Origin of the sequence: Pseudonocardia lutea, assembly GCF_042658055.1 — a bacterium.
Classification (GTDB): Bacteria; Actinomycetota; Actinomycetes; order Mycobacteriales; family Pseudonocardiaceae; genus Pseudonocardia; species Pseudonocardia lutea.
This window is the reverse complement of record NZ_JBHSQK010000010.1, coordinates 162850-182643: the sequence shown is the minus strand read 5'-3', so window position 1 is coordinate 182643 and position 19794 is coordinate 162850. Positions and strand designations below refer to the sequence as shown.

At 74.7% G+C, this 19794-nt stretch carries 16 protein-coding genes; 11 read left to right on the top strand and 5 right to left on the bottom strand.

Annotated elements, in window-relative coordinates:
- On the top strand, positions 1–399 hold a 399-nt coding region (locus ACFQH9_RS06320), incomplete at its 5' end, for a class F sortase (protein ID WP_379564944.1).
- A 219-nt stretch (positions 400–618) separates the two neighbouring features.
- Entirely contained in the window at positions 619–1869 is a 1251-nt protein-coding gene (locus ACFQH9_RS06315) for an aldehyde dehydrogenase family protein (RefSeq protein WP_379564943.1), read from the top strand.
- Between the two features lie 262 nt (positions 1870–2131).
- Here ACFQH9_RS06315 and ACFQH9_RS06310 read toward each other — a convergent pair whose 3' ends face one another.
- Complete coding sequence (locus tag ACFQH9_RS06310; protein ID WP_379564942.1) at positions 2132–2515, bottom strand: hypothetical protein; 384 nt, start codon at positions 2513–2515, stop codon at positions 2132–2134.
- 253 nt (positions 2516–2768) lie between these two features.
- Here ACFQH9_RS06310 and ACFQH9_RS06305 point away from each other — a divergent pair, with 253 nt between their 5' ends.
- Genes ACFQH9_RS06305 through nudC form a run of 3 tightly spaced genes read left to right on the top strand, consistent with a single transcriptional unit; the run spans position 2769 to position 6483 of the window.
- Positions 2769–4115: a M16 family metallopeptidase gene (locus ACFQH9_RS06305; RefSeq protein WP_379564941.1), complete on the top strand. Its 1347-nt coding sequence runs from the start codon at positions 2769–2771 to the stop codon at positions 4113–4115.
- Entirely contained in the window at positions 4112–5491 is a 1380-nt protein-coding gene (locus ACFQH9_RS06300) for a M16 family metallopeptidase (protein ID WP_379564940.1), read from the top strand. The genes ACFQH9_RS06305 and ACFQH9_RS06300 overlap by 4 nt, the downstream gene beginning before the upstream one ends.
- Entirely contained in the window at positions 5488–6483 is a 996-nt protein-coding gene (gene nudC, locus ACFQH9_RS06295) for an NAD(+) diphosphatase (RefSeq protein WP_379564939.1), read from the top strand. The genes ACFQH9_RS06300 and nudC overlap by 4 nt, the downstream gene beginning before the upstream one ends.
- 106 nt (positions 6484–6589) lie before the next feature.
- Here nudC and ACFQH9_RS06290 read toward each other — a convergent pair whose 3' ends face one another.
- Entirely contained in the window at positions 6590–6832 is a 243-nt protein-coding gene (locus tag ACFQH9_RS06290; protein WP_379564938.1) for a mycoredoxin, read from the bottom strand.
- A gap of 108 nt (positions 6833–6940) precedes the next feature.
- On the opposite strand from ACFQH9_RS06290, the gene ACFQH9_RS06285 reads away from it, so the two are divergent.
- The 3 genes from ACFQH9_RS06285 to ACFQH9_RS06275 all read left to right on the top strand — a co-directional run bounded on the left by ACFQH9_RS06285 (position 6941) and on the right by ACFQH9_RS06275 (position 10365).
- Positions 6941–9016 (top strand): ATP-dependent DNA helicase UvrD2, encoded by a 2076-nt coding sequence (locus ACFQH9_RS06285; RefSeq protein ID WP_379564937.1) that lies wholly within the window; start codon positions 6941–6943, stop codon positions 9014–9016.
- Positions 9017–9613: 597 nt separating this feature from the next.
- Positions 9614–10042, top strand: a complete 429-nt coding sequence (locus ACFQH9_RS06280; protein WP_379564936.1) for a WhiB family transcriptional regulator — start codon at positions 9614–9616, stop codon at positions 10040–10042.
- 83 nt (positions 10043–10125) lie between these two features.
- Positions 10126–10365: a hypothetical protein gene (locus ACFQH9_RS06275; protein WP_379564935.1), complete on the top strand. Its 240-nt coding sequence runs from the start codon at positions 10126–10128 to the stop codon at positions 10363–10365.
- A 245-nt stretch (positions 10366–10610) separates the two neighbouring features.
- Here ACFQH9_RS06275 and ACFQH9_RS06270 read toward each other — a convergent pair whose 3' ends face one another.
- Positions 10611–11927 (bottom strand): ABC1 kinase family protein, encoded by a 1317-nt coding sequence (locus tag ACFQH9_RS06270; RefSeq protein WP_379564934.1) that lies wholly within the window; start codon positions 11925–11927, stop codon positions 10611–10613.
- Positions 11924–12994, bottom strand: coding sequence for a ThiF family adenylyltransferase (locus ACFQH9_RS06265; RefSeq protein ID WP_379564933.1), 1071 nt, complete (start codon positions 12992–12994; stop codon positions 11924–11926). Before ACFQH9_RS06265 ends, ACFQH9_RS06270 begins: the two co-directional genes overlap by 4 nt.
- Positions 12995–13122: 128 nt before the next feature.
- Here ACFQH9_RS06265 and ACFQH9_RS06260 point away from each other — a divergent pair, with 128 nt between their 5' ends.
- A complete protein-coding gene (locus ACFQH9_RS06260) occupies positions 13123–13722 on the top strand; it encodes a M48 metallopeptidase family protein (RefSeq protein ID WP_379564932.1) in 600 nt (199 codons plus the stop codon).
- Positions 13723–13790: 68 nt separating this feature from the next.
- Here the strand turns inward: ACFQH9_RS06260 and ACFQH9_RS06255 are convergent, their stop codons facing one another.
- Positions 13791–15314 (bottom strand): zinc-dependent metalloprotease, encoded by a 1524-nt coding sequence (locus ACFQH9_RS06255; RefSeq protein ID WP_379564931.1) that lies wholly within the window; start codon positions 15312–15314, stop codon positions 13791–13793.
- 50 nt (positions 15315–15364) lie between these two features.
- Here ACFQH9_RS06255 and ACFQH9_RS06250 point away from each other — a divergent pair, with 50 nt between their 5' ends.
- Together ACFQH9_RS06250 and ACFQH9_RS06245 are read left to right on the top strand one after the other, a co-directional pair.
- The gene (locus ACFQH9_RS06250) at positions 15365–16387 is read left to right on the top strand and encodes a YlbL family protein (RefSeq protein ID WP_379564930.1); all 1023 of its coding nucleotides are present in this window, start codon (positions 15365–15367) and stop codon (positions 16385–16387) included.
- 203 nt (positions 16388–16590) lie between these two features.
- Positions 16591–19527, top strand: a complete 2937-nt coding sequence (locus ACFQH9_RS06245) for a UPF0182 family protein (protein WP_379564929.1) — start codon at positions 16591–16593, stop codon at positions 19525–19527.
- Positions 19528–19794: the final 267 nt, after the last annotated feature.

The window sequence follows — 19794 nt, the reverse complement described above, 5'->3', positions numbered from 1 at the left end:
GCGCCGTTCGTCCCCGTCGGCACCGGGCCCGACGGCGCCCTCGTCGTCCCCGACCCGCCGCAGACGGTCGGCTGGTGGGCGCCCGGGGCGCTCGCCGGCTCCGGGACCGGAACCGTCGTCCTCGCGGGGCACGTGGATTCGCGAACCGCCGGGATCGGGGTCCTCGCCGTCCTGCCCGAGCTGGCCGTCGGCGAGCCGGTGGTCCTGACCGGTGACGACGGCCGCGCGGTCCGGTACCGCGTCGTCGCGCGGCGGGAGTTCGCCAAGACCGCCCTGCCCGCCGACACCTTCGCCCGCACCGGCCCGCCCCGGCTCGTGCTGGTGACCTGCGGCGGCCGGTTCGACCCGGGCACGCGCTCGTACGAGGACAACATCGTCGTCCACGCCGAGCCCGCCTGACGGCCGCGCCTCCCTCGTGCGCGAGCTCCTGATCACCGAACGCGGTGGATCGCGGCCGTGGGTGGCCGCCGGGTACCGCAGCCGGTGACCACCGGCGACCGCGTGGTGAGGCGTGGCTCCGCCGCCGGTCGTGGAGCCGGCTTCCGGAGCGCTCGGCCACGACCGGTCCCCGCCGGTGGAGCAGGAACATCCGGGGCGGGCGTGTCGTACGGTTGTCGCGTGAGCGCAGCCGCCGAAGCCCCCGAGTTCGCCGCCGTCCGGACCGCCGCCCAGCGTGCGGCCGCGGCCGCCCCGGGTGTGCGGGCGGCGGGTGGCGCCGCGGTCGACGCCGCGCTGCGCACGGCCGCCGGGCTGCTCCGCGAGGAGGCCTCCGAGCTGCTCGCGGCGAACGCGAAGGACGTCGAGGCGGCCACCGCCAACGGCATGGCCGGCGGCCTGCTCGACCGGCTCCGGCTCACTCCCGAGCGGCTCGCGGACATGGCGACCCAGCTCGAGGTGCTGGCGCAGACGCCCGAGCCGCCGGTGGAGCGGTTCGTCCGCACCCTGCCCTCGGGCGAGCGGGTCTTCGAGCGCAGCATCCCGGTCGGCGTGATCGGCGCGGTGTTCGAGGCCCGGCCGAACGTGACGATCGACGTCGCCACGCAGGTCCTCAAGGCCCGCAGCGCCGCCGTCCTGCGCACCGGCGCCGCCGCTCTCGGCAGCGCGACCGCGCTGCTCGAGCGGGTGATCGCGCCCGCGCTCGCCGCCCACGGCATCCCCGCGGACGCGGTGCAGCTGGTCCCGCTGCCCGGGCACGCCGGTGCCGAGGCGCTCGTCGGGCTGCCCGACCTCGTGCCGCTCGTCGTGGTGCGGGGCAGCGGCGAGGTCACCCGCAAGCTGTCGATGCTCGGTGCCGCCGCGGGCACCCGCGTGCTCGCCCACGCCGACGGCGGTGGGGTGCTGTACCTGGACTCCTCGGCCGAGGAGACCGTCGTCGAGCGGCTGGTGCACGACTCGACGGACCGGCTCGGCGTGTGCAACCGGCTGAACCTGCTGCTCATCGACCGGCCGGTGTACGAGACGCTGCTGCCGGTCGCGGAGAAGGTGCTGCGGGACCGCGGGATCACGCTGAGCCTCCCGCCGCACGCGCACGCCCTGGGTCACGAGTGGGCGCTCGACCCGGGCAACGAGGCGCACGTGACGGTCGCGCCCGTCGACGGCGCGGTCGAGGCCGCGCTCACCGCCGCCCGGGAGACCTCGGGCCTGGCCGCCTGCGTCTGCGCGGCGGACGAGGCGGTCGCGCACCGGTTCATCGACGCCTACACCGGCACCGGCGTGTTCTGGAACAGCCCGACCCGCCTGCTCGACGGGTACAAGCTGCTGGGCCTCCCCGAGACGGGCATCAACGTCGACCACACCCCGGGCCCCCGCGGCCCGGTCACCTACCCGGACCTCGCCCTCCGCCAGTTCGTGGTGCTCCCCCCGGCGTAACCACCCGCCACGCCACTTCTCCCGACTCACGGGCCCGGATCTCCCGACTCACACGCGCGGATCTCCCGACTCGCGAACAAGGCGCCGCGAGTCGGGATGTGCCGCACCGCGAGTCGGGACTTCCCGCACCGCGAGTCGCGCGATCCAGCGCCGCGAGTCGGGACGTGCTGCACCGCGAGACGGGGTCCGCGGCCCCGAGAACGCCGACCGCGCGGCACACCCCCCGAGGCGTGCCGCGCGGTGCGGGCCGGACGTGGCGGACTCAGTGCGCCCAGGCGTGCTCGTGCGAGCCGTGGTCGTTCCAGTCGTCGCACCCGTCGTGGTCCCGGTCGTGGTCCCCGTCGTGCTCCCAGTCGGTCTTGTCGTGGTCCCAGCCGCCGTCGTGGTTCCAGTCGCCGTCGTGGTTCCAGCCGCCGTCGTGGTGCTTGTCGTCCCAGTCGTGCTTGTCGTGGTCCCGGTCGTGATCCTTGTCGTGGTCCCGGTCCCAGTCCTTGTCGTGGTGCTTGTCGTCCCAGTCGTGCTTGTCGTGGTCCCGGTCGTGATCCTTGTCGTGGTCCCGGTCCCAGTCCTTGTCGTGGTGCTTGTCGTCCCAGTCCTTGTGGTGGTCGTTGTGGTGGTTGCCGTCGTGCTTGCTGTTCCAGCCCATCGGGAGCTCCTCGGGAAGTCGGGCGGCGGATCCGGGTGGTTCCTCCGATGCCGAGAACTCTGCCGGTCGACGGCCCGCGGAACGATCGTGTCGGCCCCCGCTCCGTCTGATCGCCACCCCCGTTCCCGCCGGGGGCCGACCCCACCCCGCGGCGGGGGTCGCTCCCCGCGTGCCGCGGCGGCCGCGTCCCGGGAGCGGGCCCACGCGGCGATCGTCCGGCGGACTGTCGGGGTGCGGGGATAGGGTCGATTTCGTGTCAGCTCCCGAACTCCACCGGGCCACGCTCCCCAACGGCCTGCGTGTGCTCCTCGCGCCCGACCCGGCCACCCCGGTCGTCGGTGTCGCGGTGCACGTCGACGTCGGCTTCCGGTCCGAGCCCGAGGGGCGCACCGGTTTCGCCCACCTGTTCGAGCACCTGATGTTCCAGGGCAGCGAGAGCCTGGCCAAGCTGGAGCACTTCCGGCTGGTCCAGGGCGCGGGCGGGGTGTTCAACGGCTCCACCCACCAGGACTACACGGACTACTTCGAGGTGCTGCCCGGCGCCGCCCTCGAGCGCGCGCTGTTCCTCGAGGCGGACCGGCTGCGGGCCCCGAAGCTCACCGAGGAGAACCTCCGCAACCAGGTGGACGTGGTCAAGGAGGAGATCCGGCTCAACGTCCTGAACCGGCCCTACGGCGGGTTCCCCTGGATCCTGTTGCCGCCGGTCCTCTACGACACCTTCCCCAACGCGCACAACGGCTACGGCGACTTCAGCGAGCTCGAGCAGGCCACGCTGGACGACGCCGCCTCCTTCTTCGACACCTACTACGCCCCGGGGAACGCGCAGGTCACCGTGCACGGCGACTTCGCCGCCGCCGGCGGGGTGGACGAGGTGCTGGCACTCGTCGAGAAGCACTTCGGTGACATCCCGGCCCGGCCCACGCCGCAGCGCCCGTCCTTCGGCGAGCCGATCCCGGGTTCCGAGCGGCGCGGCAGCGTGGCGGACGCGCACGCCCCCATGCCGGCCCTGGCCGTCGGCTACCGCGTGCCGGACCCGTCGACGGCGCTGGAGGAGTACCTGGGTCACGCGCTGCTCGCCTCGGTCCTGGGCGACGGCGAGGCGGCCCGGCTGCAGCGCCGCCTCGTCCACGCGGACGGCCTGGTCACGGACGTCGGCGCCAGCAACGGCCTGATGGGCGGCCCGCTCGACGCGCGGGACCCGGACACCTTCACGATCACCGCCGTGCACCCGGGCGCCGTGGACCCGGAGCGGGTGCTCGGGGCGATCGACGAGGAGCTGGACAAGCTGGCGGCCGAGGGCCCGAGCGCCGAGGAGCTGGCCCGGCAGTCCGCGCGCTGGGCCGCCTCCCTGCACCACGAGGACGACCGGGTGATGTACCGGATGCTCGGCCTCGGCGCCCGCGAGCTGCTCTACGGGCGCGCCGAGATCGCGCAGGAGCTGCCCGCGCGGATCGCCGCCGTCACGCCGGAGCAGGTGCGGTCCGCCGCCGAGTCCCTGCGCTCGGCCGGGCGGGCCGTGCTGCTGGTCGAGCCGACGAACGGCGGGGCGGGCAGCGAGGACCCCGCCGAGCCGGTCAACCGTGAGGAGGTCGGCGCATGAGCGCGCCCACCCTGCACCGCACCGCCGAGGAGATCGGCCGGACGCCGGCGGGCCCGCGGGCGCTGCCCGCGCTGGGCGCGACGCGCGAGGTCCCGCTGCCCGAGGTCGTCACCGAGACCTTGCCGTCCGGGCTGCGGGTGCTCGCCGTGCACCGGCCCGGCGTGCCGATGGTCGAGATGCGGCTGCGGGTGCCGTTCGCCGCACCCGGTGCGGTCGCGGACCCGGCCTACAGCGCGCGGGCCGAGCTGTTGTCGTCGGCCATGCTCACCGGCACCGCCACCCACGACCGGGTGGGGATCGACGACGAGCTGGCCGGCGTCGGCGCCGAGCTCGGCGTGGCCGTGGACCCGGAGCGGCTGCTGGTGCACGGCTCGGGCTTGGCCGACGGGCTGCCGACGGTCCTCGGCGTCCTCGCCGACGTGCTGACCGGCGCGACCTACCCGGAGGCGGAGCTGCTGCGCGAGCGCGAGCGGCTCGTCGAGCGGATCGCGGTGGCCCGCGCCCAGCCCCGGACGGTGGCGCGCGAGGCCCTGCAGCGCAAGCGCTTCGGCGACCACCCGATCGCGCTGGAGATGCCCTCGGGCGAGGCGGTCGCCGCCGTCGAGCCCGGCGAGGTGCGGGCGCTGCACGCGGAGGGCGTCGTGCCGCGCGGGTCCACGCTCGTGCTCGTCGGCGAGATCGACCCGGCCGAGGCGATCGCGTCGGTCGGTTCGGCGCTGGGCGGCTGGGAGGCCGCCGGCCGGGCCCGCGAGCTGGGCTCGCCGCCCGTCACCGGGGCCGGCCCGCTGGAGCTGGTGCACCGGCCGGGATCGGTGCAGTCGCAGCTGCGGCTCACCGCCCCTGCGCTGCGCCGGGACGAGGAGGGCTACGCGGCGTTCCAGCTCGCCAACCTCGTCTTCGGCGGCTACTTCTCCTCGCGCTGGATGGAGAACATCCGCGAGGACAAGGGCTACACGTACGGCGCCCACTCCGGGGCCGAGTTCGTGCCCGGCGCGGCGGTGCTGGGCGTGGAGACGGACGTCGCCAGCGAGGTCACCGCGGCCGCGCTGCTCGAGACCCGCTACGAGCTGGGCCGCATGGTCGCCGTCCCGCCCACCGCGGAGGAGATCGAGGCGGCCCGCCGCTACGCGATCGGCTCCCTGCTCATCTCGCTGGACAGCCAGGGCGGGCTCGCGTCCACCCTCGCCGCGCTCGACGCCGCGGGCCTGTCGATCGACTGGCTGCGGGAGCGCCCGGTGCGGCTCGAGGCGGTCACGCCCGAGCAGGTGGCCGAGACGGCGCTCGAGTACTTCGCCCCCGAGCGGTTCACCGGCGTCGTCGTGGGCGACGCCGAGGTGATCGGCCCGCGGCTGCACGCGCTGGGAGGCGTGGAATGACGTTCCGCCTGGTCACCCCGCCCGTCCTCTCCCGGGGGACCGTGCTGCGGGACGAGCCGCTGCGCCTCGATGCGGACCGGCAGAAGGCCACCTGGCCGACCGCCCGCGTGGTCGTCGTCGACGAGAAGGGGCGCACCCCGGTCTCCTGGGAGGCCGCGCCCGAGGCGCGGTTCCGGGAGGGCGACGCCGCGGCCTGGGACGCCGCCGCCGGCTCCGGTGCCGTGCTGCGCACCCGGCCGGCCGAGGAGGTCGCACCGGCCCCGCCGGGCGACGCCGTGCTGCTCGGCGAGGCGGAGGGCGTCGCCTACTGGGCCGTCCGCGGCCGGCCGGACCTCCTGGCGGGCGACGACCCGGCGGACTGGGCGGACCTGCGCGCCGTCGGGGCCGAGCTCGACGCCCTCGGCGCCGGCCTGTTCACCGGCGCCGTCGCCGCCCTGAACTGGCACGACACCGCCCGCTTCTGCTCCCGGGACGGGTCGCCGACCCACCCGCACAACGCCGGCTGGGCCCGGCGCTGCGAGGCGCACCAGCACGAGGAGTACCCGCGCACGGACCCGGCGGTGATCTGCCTGGTGCACGACGGGGCCGACCGCGTCCTGCTCGCCCGCCAGCCGGTCTGGCCGCCCGGGCGCTACTCGGTGCTCGCCGGCTTCGTCGAGGCGGGGGAGTCGCTCGAGGCCTGCGTGATGCGCGAGATCCACGAGGAGGTGGGCGTCGACGTCACGGAGGTCGGCTACCTCGGCAGCCAGTCGTGGCCCTTCCCGCGTTCCCTGATGATCGGGTTCCAGGCGCGGGCGGACCCCGACCAGCCGCTGCGGCCCGCCGACGGCGAGATCGAGGAGGCCATCTGGGTCACCCGCGCGGAGCTGCGGGCGGCGATGGAGAAGGGCGACTGGGGCGCCCGGGCGGACTCGGAGGGCAAGCTGGTGCTGCTGCCGGGGCGGGTGTCGATCGCCCGCTCGATGCTCGACTCGTGGGCGGCGCAGGGCTGAGCGCGCCGGCCGCAGCGGGCACGCCGGGCCGGCTCGGGAGCGGGCGCGGCGCCGAGAACGTCGCGACCCCGGCCGGAGGAGTCCGGTCGGGGCCGTGCGGCGCGGGTCAGGCCGCGGTGAGCCGCTTCTTCACCTCGGCGAAGCTCGGGTTCGTCGCGGTGGTCTCGTCCGGGAACAGCACCGTCGGCACCGTCTGGTTGCCGCCGTTGACGCCCTCGACGAACCGCGCGGCGTCCGGGTCCCGCTCGATGTCGATCTCGCGGTACTCGATGCCCGCCTCGTCGAGCTGGAGCTTGAGCCGGCGGCAGAAGCCGCACCACGTCGTCGAGTACATCGTCAGCTGCGCCATGCCGGGTTCAACACCGGCGGCGGCTGCGCCGTTCCGCACCGGTTCGTGTGCTGGGTCACGCCGGCAGGGCGCGCCGGAAGCGTCGGTGGGGTTTGTCAGGATGGGGCGGTGACGGCTTCCGTGACGGCTCCCGCCGACCCCGACCGGCTCGACGAGGAACAGCGGGCCGCCGTCACCGCACCGCGCGGGCCCGTCTGCGTGCTCGCCGGCGCCGGCACCGGGAAGACGCGCACGATCACGCACCGGATCGCGCACCTGGTCCGGCACGGGCACGTCGCGCCCGGGCAGGTCCTCGCCGTCACCTTCACGGCCCGGGCGGCGGGGGAGCTGCGCACCCGGCTCCGCGCGCTCGACGCGGGCGGCGTGCAGGCCCGCACCTTCCACGCGGCGGCGCTGCGTCAGCTGCGGTACTTCTGGCCGCGGGTGGTGGGCGACCGGCCGTGGCAGCTGCTCGAGGGCAAGCTCCGGCTGATCGGCCAGGCCGCGGCGCACGCCCGGGCGGGCACGGACTCGGACGCGCTGCGCGACCTCGCCACCGAGATCGAGTGGGCGAAGTCCAGCCTGATCACCCCGGAGGCCTACCCGGCCGAGGTCGCCCGGCTGCGGCGGGACGTCCCGGGGCCGGTCGAGCAGGTCGCGCAGGTCTACGCGGGGTACGAGGCGCTGAAGAACCGGGCCGAGGCGCTGGACTTCGACGACCTGCTGCTGCACGTCGCCGCCGCTCTCGAGGAGCACCGCGCGGTCGCCGAGGAGTTCCGCGACCGGTACCGGTGTTTCGTGGTGGACGAGTACCAGGACGTCACCCCGCTGCAGCAGCGGGTGCTCGACGCCTGGCTCGGCGAGCGGGACGACCTGACCGTCGTCGGCGACGCCAACCAGACGATCTACACCTTCGCCGGGGCCTCGCCCCGCTATCTACTGGACTTCCCGCGCCGCTTCCCCGACGCCACCGTCGTCCGGCTGACCCGCGACTACCGCTCCACCCCGCAGATCGTGGCCTGCGCGAACTCGGTCATCGGCGCCGCGCGCGGCCGGGTCGCCGGGAGCCGGCTGCGACTGGTCGGGCAGCTGCCGCCGGGCCCGGACCCGGACTTCGCCGAGTACGAGGACGAGCCGGCCGAGGCCGCCGCCGTCGCCGCGAAGATCCGCAGGCTGGTCGCCGACGGCACCCCGCCCGCCGAGATCGCCGTGCTGTTCCGGATCAACGCGCAGTCGGAGAGCTACGAGCAGGCGCTCACCGAGGCCGGCGTGCCGTACCAGGTGCGCGGCGGCGAGCGCTTCTTCACCCGCGCCGAGGTGCGCCGGGCGATGGTCGCGCTGCGCACCGCCCCGCCGCTGCCCGCGGGGATGGACCTGGTCACCGCGGTGCGCCGGGTGCTCGCGACGGTCGGGCTCACGGACGAGCCGCCCGCCGGTACCGCGATGCGCGCGCAGTGGGAGTCGCTGCTCGCGCTGGTGGGGCTGGCCGAGGAGCTGGCCGCGGTCGAGCCGCAGGCCGACCTGCGCCGGTTCTCCGCCGAGCTGGAGACGCGGGCGGACGCGTCGCACCCCCCGGTGGTCCAGGGCGTCACGCTGGCCTCGCTGCACGCCGCGAAGGGCCTGGAGTGGGACGTCGTGTTCCTCGTCGGGCTGGTCGACGGCACCCTGCCGATCCAGCACGCCGAGGGCGACGAGGCCGCGATCGAGGAGGAGCGGCGGCTGCTCTACGTCGGGGTGACCCGGGCCCGCCGGGTGCTGCGGATGTCGTGGGCGCTGGCCCGGGCCGCCGGCCGCGGGCGGCAGCGGCGCCGCAGCCGCTTCCTGTACGGGCTGATCCCCGAGGAGCACCCCGCCTCGCGGGTCGCGCAGGGCGGGCAGCGCCGCCACGGCGGGCCGAAGCCGCGCTGCCGGGTGTGCGGGGAGCCGCTGATCGGCACCACGGCACTGAAGCTGCAGCGGTGCGGCGCCTGCCCCTCCGACGTCGACACCGAGCTGCTCGAGCGGCTGCGGGACTGGCGCGGCGAGGTGGCCAGACGGCAGGGCGTGCCGTCCTATGTGATCTTCACGGACGCGACGCTGACCGCCATCGCCGAGCAGCGCCCGGCCGACGCCGCGGCCCTGGTCGGGATCCCGGGGATCGGGGCCCGCAAGCTCGACCGGTACGGCCCCGACGTCCTCGCACTGGTCAGCGACTCGGGAGCCTGAGCACACGCGGCGCGCGGGCTTGCGGGGGGAGCAGTCGCGCGGCGACCGTGAGGTGAACGACCGGCGGCGCCCGGGTGGACCGGAAACTGCTTCTCGAATCAACGGATTAATTCTGTTGTGCGCGTCCGGGGGCCCCTTCTAGTCTCACATGCACGGACGGAGCAACGCCCCGTCCTCCCGCACGGGACCGCGCCGAGCTGCCGGAGAGGAGGCGCCGCCATGGAGATCTACGCGATGACGACCGGGACGACCGGGACGCCGCGTGCGATCGCGCCCGCCGGTGCCTGCACCCGCCTCGGTGCCGCGCCGTCCCCGCGCCGCCCGCGCGGCGGGTGGCCGCTCTCCGCGCTCCGTGCCGTCCGCACCGAGAACCAGGTGCCGTTCGCGGTCGTCACCGATCACAACTGGACAGGTGTGTCCGTTCCGAGCGGGCTGTCCCGACGAAGGTCGTAACAGCCGGCTGGCCTCGATCGAGGGCCGCGGAACCCGCACCAGGGATCCGCGGCCCTTTTTCGTGTCCCCACCCGGGGGCACGTCCGTCCACCCATCCACCACCGGAGAGAACACAACACACCCACCACACCAGGAGGTAGTGCGGTGCTAGTCAGATCCACCCCGTGCGACGGCGGGGCGATCAGGCACGAGTACGGCGGCGGCGACACCGCTCCCGGCGTTGGCGGTCTGCTCGGTGACGTCCCGGAGTCCGGCCTGGACCTGCCCTGCCGGCAGGGCGAGGCGGACCTGTGGTTCGCCGAGTCGCCGGCCGAGCTGGAACGGGCCAAGGCGCTGTGCGAGGGCTGCCCGATCCGGATCGAGTGCCTCGCGGGCGCCCTGTCCCGGGAGGAGCCCTGGGGCGTGTGGGGCGGCGAGATCTTCGAACGAGGAGTCGTCATCCCGCGCAAGCGTCCGAGGGGCCGGCCCAGCAAGGCCGACCTCGCCCGTGACCGGGCCTGGGCCGAGGCCCACCAGAAGGCACAGGAACGGGCCCGGCAGCTGGCCGGCGCGAACGCCCGGCCCTGCGCCTGACCAGCGAGAACCCCAGCCCGACCAGGACCGACGCCCGATCCCCTTCCCCCGGGGCCGGCGTCCCGCTTCGAGGAGAGCTTCCGATGACCGATCTCGTGATCCGCACCGACCGACCGGCCCACGACGTGCGCACCCGCATCGACGCCCAGGGCACCGCGATGTTGGTGATGAACGAAGCCTTGGCCCGATCGCGACAGCAAGAGGCCGAGGAGGCCGCGCGCGACCACCGGCTCGCGCGTCGGCTCTCCGCGGGCCGGCGCTGGGACCGGCTGGCGGCCTACGCCGCCCGCCGCGCCGCGCGCGCCCGCGCCGCCTCCGGCTGAGTCGCGGGAGGGCACCGCGGTGCACGTCCGCCGGGAGCCGGGTCCGCCCACGCGGGACCCGGCCCCGGCGACGGGTGACGCCCCGCCGCCCTCGCTCGCCACGACGGCCGCCGCGCGTCCCACCGCGGTTCCTGACGCCCGCCCCGGGAGCTACCTGCGGGGCGGGCGTCGTGCCGTCCGGACCCGTGGGCTGGCTGCTCGGAACCCACGGGGGTGGAGCACGTCCCGCGTGCCGGTCCGCGGTGTCAGCTCGCCGCGAACAGCTCCGGCTGCCAGTGCCCGACGATGCCGCGCAGCGGGACCTCGGCCTCGAGCTGGCACAGCACCCCGAGCGTGCCCAGGGTGACCCGGTGCACCAGCAGGTACTGCGGCGGCAGGTTCAGCGCGCGCCCGGTGTCGAACTCCGGACGCCGCAGGTCGCCGACCCGCTCGGCCTGCCTCTGCAGCCAGGCCCGGGTGAACCGGAAGGTCTCGGTGTGCAGGGGCTCGGTGAACGGCGCCAGGTACGCGAGGGCCTCCTCCGCGGTGAGCTCGGTGCCGGGACGCACGAAGCCCTCGTCCCGCAGCAGCTGGAGCAGGTCCGCCGGCCGGTTCTCCAGGGCGTACTTCGTCATGACGGTGAGGGGCGGCGGCAGTCCCTCGGGGAGTCGGGCGACCGCCCCGAAGTCGACCACGAGCAGCCGGCCGTCGTCGAGGACCTGGAAGTTGCCCGGGTGCGGATCCGAGTGCAGCAGGTGCAGCCGGTACGGCGCCGAGTAGTGGAACCCCGCGAGCCGCGCGCCCGCGTGGTCGCGCTCCTCCTGGGTACCGGAGCGGATCACGTCGGAGAGCCGGCGCCCGGTGACCCACTCGCTCACCATCGCCCGCGGCGCCGAGGCGACGACCTTCGGCACCCGGATCTCCGGGTCGCCGTCGTACTCCGCGGCGAACGCGCGCTGGTTCTCGGCCTCGTCCCGGTAGTCGAGCTCCTCGACCATCCGCTCCTGCAGCTCGGTGATCAGCGGCTTGACGTCCATGCCGGGCGCCAGCGGCTGCAGCAGCCGGCTCATCCGGGCGAGCTGGCGCAGGTCGGAGCGCAGCGCCTCCTCCGCGCCCGGGTACTGGACCTTGACGGCCACCTCCCGGCCGTCCCGCCACACGGCGCGGTGCACCTGACCGATGCTCGCCGCGGCGGCGGGCTCCTCCTCGAAGTCGCGGAAGCGGGACCGCCAGTTGCGGCCGAACTGCTCGGCCAGCATCCGGTGCACGTCCGACGGGGGCATGGGCGGGGCCGCGCTCTGCAGCTTGGTCAACGCGTCCCGGTACGGGCCGGCCAGCTCCTCGGGCACGGCGGCCTCGAAGATGCTCAGCGCCTGGCCGAACTTCATCGCGCCGCCCTTGAGCTCGCCCAGGACCGCGAAGAGCTGCTCGGCGCTCTTCGCCATCATCTGCGCGGAGATCTGCTCCCGGTCGCCGCCCGCGAGGCGCCGGCCCCACCCTGCGGCCGCCCGCCCGGCGACACCGAGCGGCAGGCTGGCCAGCTTGGCCGTACGGGAGGCGGTCCGGCGGGGGATGTCGCTCACCTCATGATTGTCTCCCGCCGTGCGGCCGGCACGCACGTCGCGCCGACCTCTGCGGCGCGCGTGGGGGAGGGATGCGTCACATCCGCCGCGGCCGGGACCGTCCGCGCGTCCGCTCCGCAGTGACAGTCGGGGTGCGCCCGCCAGGGTCGCCGGCGCAGGCGCCCGCCGTGCACGTCGAGTTCGAGGGCGGCGCCGAGGGTGGGCGGCGGGCGCTCGCCGTCGAGCGCGAGGAGCGCCTGCGCCGCACCGAGGGCGGCGGTGGCGGCGATGGCCTCGGGCTCGGCCCCGCCGCTTCGCCCGGTCAACTGCGCCGCGACCACCGGCCACGCCGGGTCGAGGTCGCCCCGGCCCAGCTCGACGCACCGCAGGCACGGGGAGCGGCCGACCAGGACCAGCGGGCCCACCACCCCGAGGCCGTCCCGGACCAGCACCGGCAGGTGGTCGGTGCCGGCCGCGGTGAGCTCGGTGACGACCTCCGGCTCGGGGACCACCGCGTCCGTGAGCACCACGAGGTCGGGGGCACGCCCCGGCGGCAGGGCACCGGTGGCCGTGCCCGCGCGGGCCCGCAGCACCGCCTCGGCGGCGGCCTCCCCGCGGGGCCTCCCCACCGACTCCTCCCCGTACCCGCAGCCGAGGTCCGCGCTCTCGACGTGCCCGCGGGCGACGACCCGCACCGCGCCGATCCCCGCCCGCGCCAGCGCCGTCGCCACCCCGACGGCCAGCGGCCCGTCGCCCCGCACCTGGACCGCGCTCGCCGCGCGACGCTCCGTCCGCCGCTCGCCCACCGCCGGGTCGACCAGGGCGCCGCGCTCGACGAGCCCGCGCAGCAGCGCCTGCGCGAACCCGACGCCGACCCCGCGGGCCCCGGCCTCGGCCACCCAGTCGAGCGCGACGGCCGGTGCGCGCAACCGCTCGAGCAGGGGCAGCACCGCCGCGGGCAGGCCGGCGACCAGCACGCCGTCCCGCGGAGCCAGCCCGATCTGGCGGGCCCGGGTGCCCCGGGCCAGCAGCGGACGGTGCGGGGCCAGGACCAGCCGGCGCGGCACGGAGGCGAGGGTGCGAATCACGGCTCCGAGGATGGTCGGCGGCCCGCCACCGCGCGAACGGTTGTCCACAGGCGCGAAGATCTGTGGACAACCCGGCCGCCGGAGATCCTCCGCTCCCGCCCGCTCCGCACGGGGCCTAGGGTGGAGGAATGGCGAGCCCCGCGGTCGTCGAGGTGAGACGGAGTCAACGGCGGCGTCGGATGGTCAGCGCGCGGCGTGAGGGTGACACGGTGATCGTGTTCATCCCGGGCTGGATGAGCGAGGCCGAGGAACGGCGCTGGGTGGACGAGATGGTCAGCCGGCTCGAGAAGAGCGAGGCGAAGCGGCGCTCACCCGGCAGGCACGGCGACGGGGCGTTGCTCGACCGCTGCCTGGAGCTGTCGAAGCGGTACCTGGGCGGCCGGGCGACCCCGGCCTCGGTGCGGTGGGTCCCCCCGATGCGCACCCGCTGGGCCTCGTGCACCCCGCAGGACCGCACGATCCGGATCAGCGAGCGGCTGCGCGAGGCGCCCGGCTGGGTGGTCGACTACGTCCTGGTGCACGAGCTGGCGCACCTGCTCGCGCCGGGTCACGACGACTACTTCTGGTCGCTCGTGCACCACTACCCGCGCACCGAGCGGGCCATCGGCTACCTGGAGGGGCTGTCGGCGGCCGCGGGCCTGGGCCTGGTCGGGACGGACGGCGAGGACCTGCCCGACGCCGACGAGGAGCCCGAGGCCGAGGACGAGGCCGCCGCAGGCGTGGGCTGAACGCGGCACGGCGCCGGTCCCGCGGGACCGGCGCCGTACTCACGGGAACCGGGAGGGTCGAGCCCGGATCAGGCGCGGGGCGACCCGCCCTCGTCCTCGCCGTCCCGCTTCTCCGGGGTCTCACCGGCGGTGCCGGAACCCTCGGCCGACGCCGCGCCCGGCTCGTCGTCCGTCCCCGGGTCCTCGGGCTTCTCCTGCTCCGCCGCCTCGGCGGCCTCCGCGGCGAACTGCTTCTCCAGCTCGGCGATCGGGTCGTCCGTCTCGCGGCGGTGGACGAAGCCGGCCGGGTCGTCCAGGTCGTCCGAGTCCGGCAGCAGGTCCGGGTGGGCCCACACCGCGTCCCGCCCCTCGATCCCGCGCTCGTCGCCGAGGAGCTTCCACAGCTCGGCGGCGGCCCGCAGCTTCCGCGGCCGCAGCTCGAGCCCGACGATCGAGGCGAAGGCCTGCTCGGCGGGCCCGCCGGAGGCGCGGCGGCGGCGCAGCGTCTCGCGTAGCGCGCCCGCGCCCGGCAGCCGCTCGCCGACGGCCTCGGCCACCACGGTGTCCACCCAGCCCTCGATGAGGGCGAGCAGCGTCTCCAGCCGCGCCAGCGCCGCCTTCTGCTCCGGGGTGGTCTGCGGCTCGAACATGCCGGACTGCATGGCCTCCTGGATCGACGCCGGGTTCGACGGGTCGATCTGGCGGGCCATGTCCTCGATGCGCGAGGTGTCGACGGTGATGCCGCGGGCGTAGTCCTCGACCGCGCCGAGCAGCCGCTCCCGCAGCCATGCCACGTGCGCGAACAGCCGGTGGTGGGCCGCCTCGCGGGCGGCCAGGTAGATCATGACCTCGCTGGCCGGGCGGTCGAGGCCGCCGGTGAACTTCTCGATCGCCTCGGGCAGCAGCGCCGCCGTGCGCTCCGGCCCCACCGGGAACCCGACCTCCGCGCCGGTCAGCACCTCGGCCGCGAGCTGGCCGAGACCGCTGCCGAGCTGGCTGCCGAAGGCCAGCCCGCCCATCTGGCCGATCATCGCGAGCATCGGCCCGGCCGCGCTGCGGATCTCCTCGGGCAGGCCCTCCACCCAGGCGCCGGAGACGCGCTGGGCCACCGGGTCGCACAGCCGCTTCCAGGTGGGCATGCTCGCCTTCACCCAGTCCGTCGGCGTCCAGGCCACGGTCTCGGTGGCGCCGGCCGGGAACTCGGTGGCCGGGTCGAGCCACAGCTCCGCGAGCTTGAGGGCGTCGGCCACCGCGGTGCGCTGGGCGTCCGTGAGCGAGGAGGTCTTCTGCGCGAGCTGCTGGGTGGCCATCTGCGCGGCGAGGTCGTAGTTGACCGGGCCCCCGCCGCCGCCGGTCTGGCTCGCGCTCGACAGCATCTGCCCCAGCTGGCTGAGCATCTGGCCGAGCTGGCCGACGTCGAATCCGCCGGGACCGCCCGGCATCCCGGGGATCCCGGGCATCCCCGGGATGCCGGGGAACTGGCCGCCGCCGGGCAGGTTGCCGAAGCCGAAGGGGTCCTTGGGCCCCTCGTTGCCGCCCTCTCCCTCGTCCCGTCTGCGGTCGCGGTCCGGGTCGCGGTCGGAGGGGCCGAAGCCGAACGGGACGTCACTCATGCCGACCACCGTACGCGGACCGCGAGGGCTGCGGCGTAGGTTCGCTCCCCGTGAGCCGCCGGACGTCGACGCTGGTCGCCGCCGTGCTCCTGGTGATCGTGGTGGTGGGCGTCGGGACCGTCGTCCGCGTGCCCTTCGTCGCCCTGGGGCCCGGACCGACCTACGACACCCTGGGCGCCGTGGACGGGACGCAGGTCGTCGCCGTCGACGGGGCGCCGACCTACCCCACCTCGGGGCACCTCAACATGACCACCGTCTCGGTCAACGACGGCGTGACCGGCCTGCAGGCGCTCGGGTTCTGGCTGGCGCCGGAACGGCGCCTGGTGCCGCGGGACACGGTGTTCCCGCCCGGCCGGTCGACCGCGGAGGTCGACCGGGAGAACGCGGAGCAGTTCACGGCGTCGGAGACGAACGCCGAGCTCGCCGCGCTGTCCGAGCTGAAGGTGCCGACCCGCGCCACCGTGGCCGACGTCGTGCCCGGCTCGCCGGCCGAGGGCGTGCTGCAGCCCGGCGACACCCTCGTCTCGGTCCGCGGGATCCCGGTCGCGACCCCGCAGGCCGTGGCCGACGCGCTGAACGGCACGACGCCGGGCGAGCCCGTCGTCGTCACCTACCGGCGCGGCGACGCCCAGCAGGACGCGACGATCACGCTCGGCTCGAGCCCCGACCGGCAGCAGGGCATGCTCGGCGTGCGGCCGGGCGTGCAGCCGGCCGCCGGGGCCATCACCATCAGCCTGGGCGACATCGGCGGCCCCTCGGCGGGCCTGATGTTCGCGCTCGCCGTGGTGGACAAGCTCACGCCGGGCGAGCTCAACGGCGGGCAGTTCGTCGCGGGCACCGGCACCATCACCGCGGACGGGACGGTCGGGCCGATCGGCGGCATCCCGTTCAAGATGCGGGCGGCCCGGGACGCGGGCGCGGTCACCTTCCTCGTGCCGAGCGACAACTGCGCCGAGGCCGCGCAGAACGCACCCGACGGGCTGCGCCTGGTCCGGGTGACCACGCTCGCCTCCGCCGTCGACGCCCTGGAGACGCTCGACACGGGCGGCCAGGCCCCGGCCTGCACGCCCTGAGCGGCCGCCGGACGTCCCCGAGTGGTCCCTGAGCGGTCCCTGAGCTGGGCGGATCCGAACCGTCGGGAGAACGCGGTACGGTCGCCGGCGAGCGGATACGGAACGGACGAACCGTACGAACGGTGCGCGCACACCGGACACACGGGAACTCCACACGCCGTCCGTAGAGTTGACGCACCTGAACCGACCCTCGAGGAGTTGCCGTGGCCATGCGGCCCCCGGCGGGAGCACCGTCGTTGTCCCGCCGTACGCGGATACTGCTGATCGCGGCCGCTGTCCTGGTGGTGGTGCTGCTCGGCGGGTCCCGGCTGGTCGACTTCTACGTCGACTGGCTCTGGTACGGCGAGACGGGCTACCGGGGCGTGCTCGGCACCATGATCGGCACCCGGGTCGTCCAGTTCGTCATCGGCGGGCTGCTGCTCGGCGGCGCGGTCTGGCTCACGCTGTGGCTCGCCTACCGGTTCCGCCCGGTCTTCGTGCCGGTCAACGGGCCGGAGGACCCGATCGCCCGGTACCGAACGGTGATCATCTCCCGGCTGCGGGTGTTCGGGATCGGCATCCCGGTGATCGTCGGCATCATCGCCGGCCTGGCCGCCCAGGGCGACTGGCAGACCACGCAGATGTTCCTGAACGGCACGCCGTTCGGGCAGACCGATCCCGAGTTCGGCAACGACATCGGCTTCTACGCCTTCACGCTGCCGTTCATCCGGATGCTGCTGAACTGGCTGTTCGTCACCGTCGCGATCTGCTTCGTGGTCGCGCTGATCGCGCACTACGTCTTCGGCGGGATCCGGCTGACGGGCCGCTCGGGCCAGGTCTCGGCGGCCGCCCGGGCCCAGCTCGCGATCCTCGCCGGCGTGTTCGTGCTGCTGAAGGCGGTCGCGTACTACCTCGACCGGTACGAGCTGCTCTACTCCGACCGCAACCAGAACTTCTTCGGCGCCACCTACACGGACCTCAACGCCGTGATGCCGGCGAAGATCATCCTGCTGGTCATCTCGATCATCTGCGCCGCGGCCTTCTTCGCCGCGGTGTTCCGGCGGAACCTGCAGCTCCCGGCCATCGCGGTGGTGCTGCTGGTGCTGTCGAGCGTGCTGGTCGGCGCGGCGTGGCCCGCCGTGCTGCAGCAGTTCGTCGTGGCGCCCAACGCGAACGAGCGCGAGGCCCCGTCCATCGAGCGCAACATCGCCGCCACCCGGCAGGCCTTCGGGCTCACGGACGACAAGGTGACGATCGAGCCCTACTCGGGCACCTCGACCGCCACCTCGGCCCAGGTCCGGGCGGACACGAACACGATCCCGAACATCCGCCTGCTCGACCCCGGCAAGCTCACCAAGACCTTCACCCAGCTCCAGCAGCGGCGGAACTTCTACGGCTTCCCGGAGAAGCTCGACATCGACCGGTACACGGTCGACGGGCAGAAGCAGGACTACGTGGTCGCCGCGCGCGAGCTCGACTCGAACGCGCTCGTCGGCAACCAGCAGGACTGGATCAACCGGCACCTCGTCTACACGCACGGCAACGGCTTCGTCGCCGCCCCGGCCAACCAGGTCAACGCCGCGCTGGAGGACACCGGGGGCCAGGGCGGCCTGCCGAGGTTCACGGTCAGCGACACCACGACCGAGGGGCAGATCCCGGTCTCCGAGCCGCGGATCTACTACGGCGAGCTGATCACGGACTACTCGATCGTCGGCGCCGAGGAGGGCGCCGCGCCGCGCGAGTACGACACCGACACCGCGCAGTACACCTACACGGGCAGGGGCGGCGTCTCGCTCGGGAACCTGTTCAACCGGCTGGTCTTCTCGCTCTACTACGGCGAGCGGAACATCCTGTTCAACAGCTCGATCAACGACAACTCCCGGATCATGTACGACCGGGACCCGCGGGACCGCGTCGAGAAGGTCGCCCCGTGGCTGACCGTCGACAACGACCCGTACCCGGCGGTCGTCGACGGGCGGATCCAGTGGATCGTCGACGGCTACACGACGCTGCGGAACTACCCGTACGCGGAGCAGGTGCCCCTGGGCGACACCACCCAGGACAGCCAGCTCGGCCTGCAGGGCCAGCGCCTGCCCAACGAGACCATCAGCTACCTGCGGAACTCGGTGAAGGCGACGGTCGACGCGTACGACGGCACCGTCACCCTCTACGCCTTCGACGACAAGGACCCGGTCCTCCAGACCTGGATGAAGGCGTTCCCCGGCACGGTCAAGCCGGCCTCGGACATCAGCGACTCGCTGCGCGACCACTTCCGGTACCCGGAGGACCAGTTCAAGGTCCAGCGCGAGCTGCTGACCCGCTACCACGTCGACAACCCGGGCGAGTTCTTCTCCACGGTGTCGTTCTGGGACGTCCCGTCGGACCCGACGGTCCAGGGCAACACCGGCGCGTCGCAGGACGCGCAGCCGCCCTACTACCTGATGACCGGCCTGCCCGGGCAGGAGGGCGCGAGCTTCCAGCTCACCAGCGCCCTGGTGAGCCTGCGCCGGCAGTTCATGGCCTCGTACATGACGGCGAGCTCGGAGCCGGGCACCTACGGCAAGATCACGGTGCTGCAGCTGCCGGCGGACACGCAGACCCTCGGCCCGCAGCAGGTCCAGGCGCAGTTCCTCGGCTCGCCGAACGTGTCGTCGGAGCTGAACCTGCTCAGACAGAACCAGACCACCATCGACTACGGGAACCTGCTGACGCTGCCCGTGGCGGGTGGGCTGCTGTACGTCGAGCCGGTGTACATCGAGCGGGCGGGGCAGGACTCGTCGTATCCCCAGCTCGCCCGGGTGCTGGTGAGCTTCGGCGGGCGCGTCGGCTACGACGCCAACCTGGCCACGGCGCTGGACCAGGTGTTCGGGGCGGGCGCGGGAGCCGCGGCCGCGGCGACGACACCGACCCAGGGCTCGACACCGCAGGCCCCCGCGGCGGGGGCGCCGACGCCGAGTACGGGGGCCAGCCCCGAGCTGGCGTCCGCGGCGAACGAGATCTCCTCGGCCCTCGCGCAGCTGAAGGCCGCGCAGCAGTCGGGCGACTTCGCGGCCCAGGGCGACGCGCTCTCGGCGCTCGACGCCGCCGTGAAGAAGTTCCAGGCCGCACAGAGCGCCGCCCCGGCGACCCCGGCCACCCCGGCCCCGTCGCCGGGCGGCTGAGGCGCTGCTCGACCTGGCGGGCGGTCCCGGACCCCGGGGCCGCCCGTCGGCGTTCTCGGGGGCGGGGGCCGGCCGAGGATGTGAGCAGGCCCACCGGATCCGGCGCGCGGCGCGCTGACCGGCGAAAACGCCACGGCATCACCGATGCCGCGGCGTCGTCGCAGGTCAGGGCGCCGGGGCCGGAACCGACCCCCCGTGCACGCCCCGTTCGCGGGCGTGTAATGTTCTGGGCACAACAGCAAGACAGCAGTGCGAAGCCCGGAAGGG

Excerpts from the sequence above, each read along its gene's own strand:
- ACFQH9_RS06310 (WP_379564942.1), bottom strand. The coding sequence starts at position 2,515 with ATGGGCTGGAACAGCAAGCACGACGGCAACCACCACAACGACCACCAC.
- ACFQH9_RS06300 (WP_379564940.1), top strand. The coding sequence starts at position 4,112 with ATGAGCGCGCCCACCCTGCACCGCACCGCCGAGGAGATCGGCCGGACG.
- nudC (WP_379564939.1), top strand. The coding sequence starts at position 5,488 with ATGACGTTCCGCCTGGTCACCCCGCCCGTCCTCTCCCGGGGGACCGTG.
- ACFQH9_RS06290 (WP_379564938.1), bottom strand. The coding sequence starts at position 6,832 with ATGGCGCAGCTGACGATGTACTCGACGACGTGGTGCGGCTTCTGCCGC.
- ACFQH9_RS06275 (WP_379564935.1), top strand. The coding sequence starts at position 10,126 with ATGACCGATCTCGTGATCCGCACCGACCGACCGGCCCACGACGTGCGC.
- ACFQH9_RS06260 (WP_379564932.1), top strand. The coding sequence starts at position 13,123 with ATGGCGAGCCCCGCGGTCGTCGAGGTGAGACGGAGTCAACGGCGGCGT.
- ACFQH9_RS06255 (WP_379564931.1), bottom strand. The coding sequence starts at position 15,314 with ATGAGTGACGTCCCGTTCGGCTTCGGCCCCTCCGACCGCGACCCGGAC.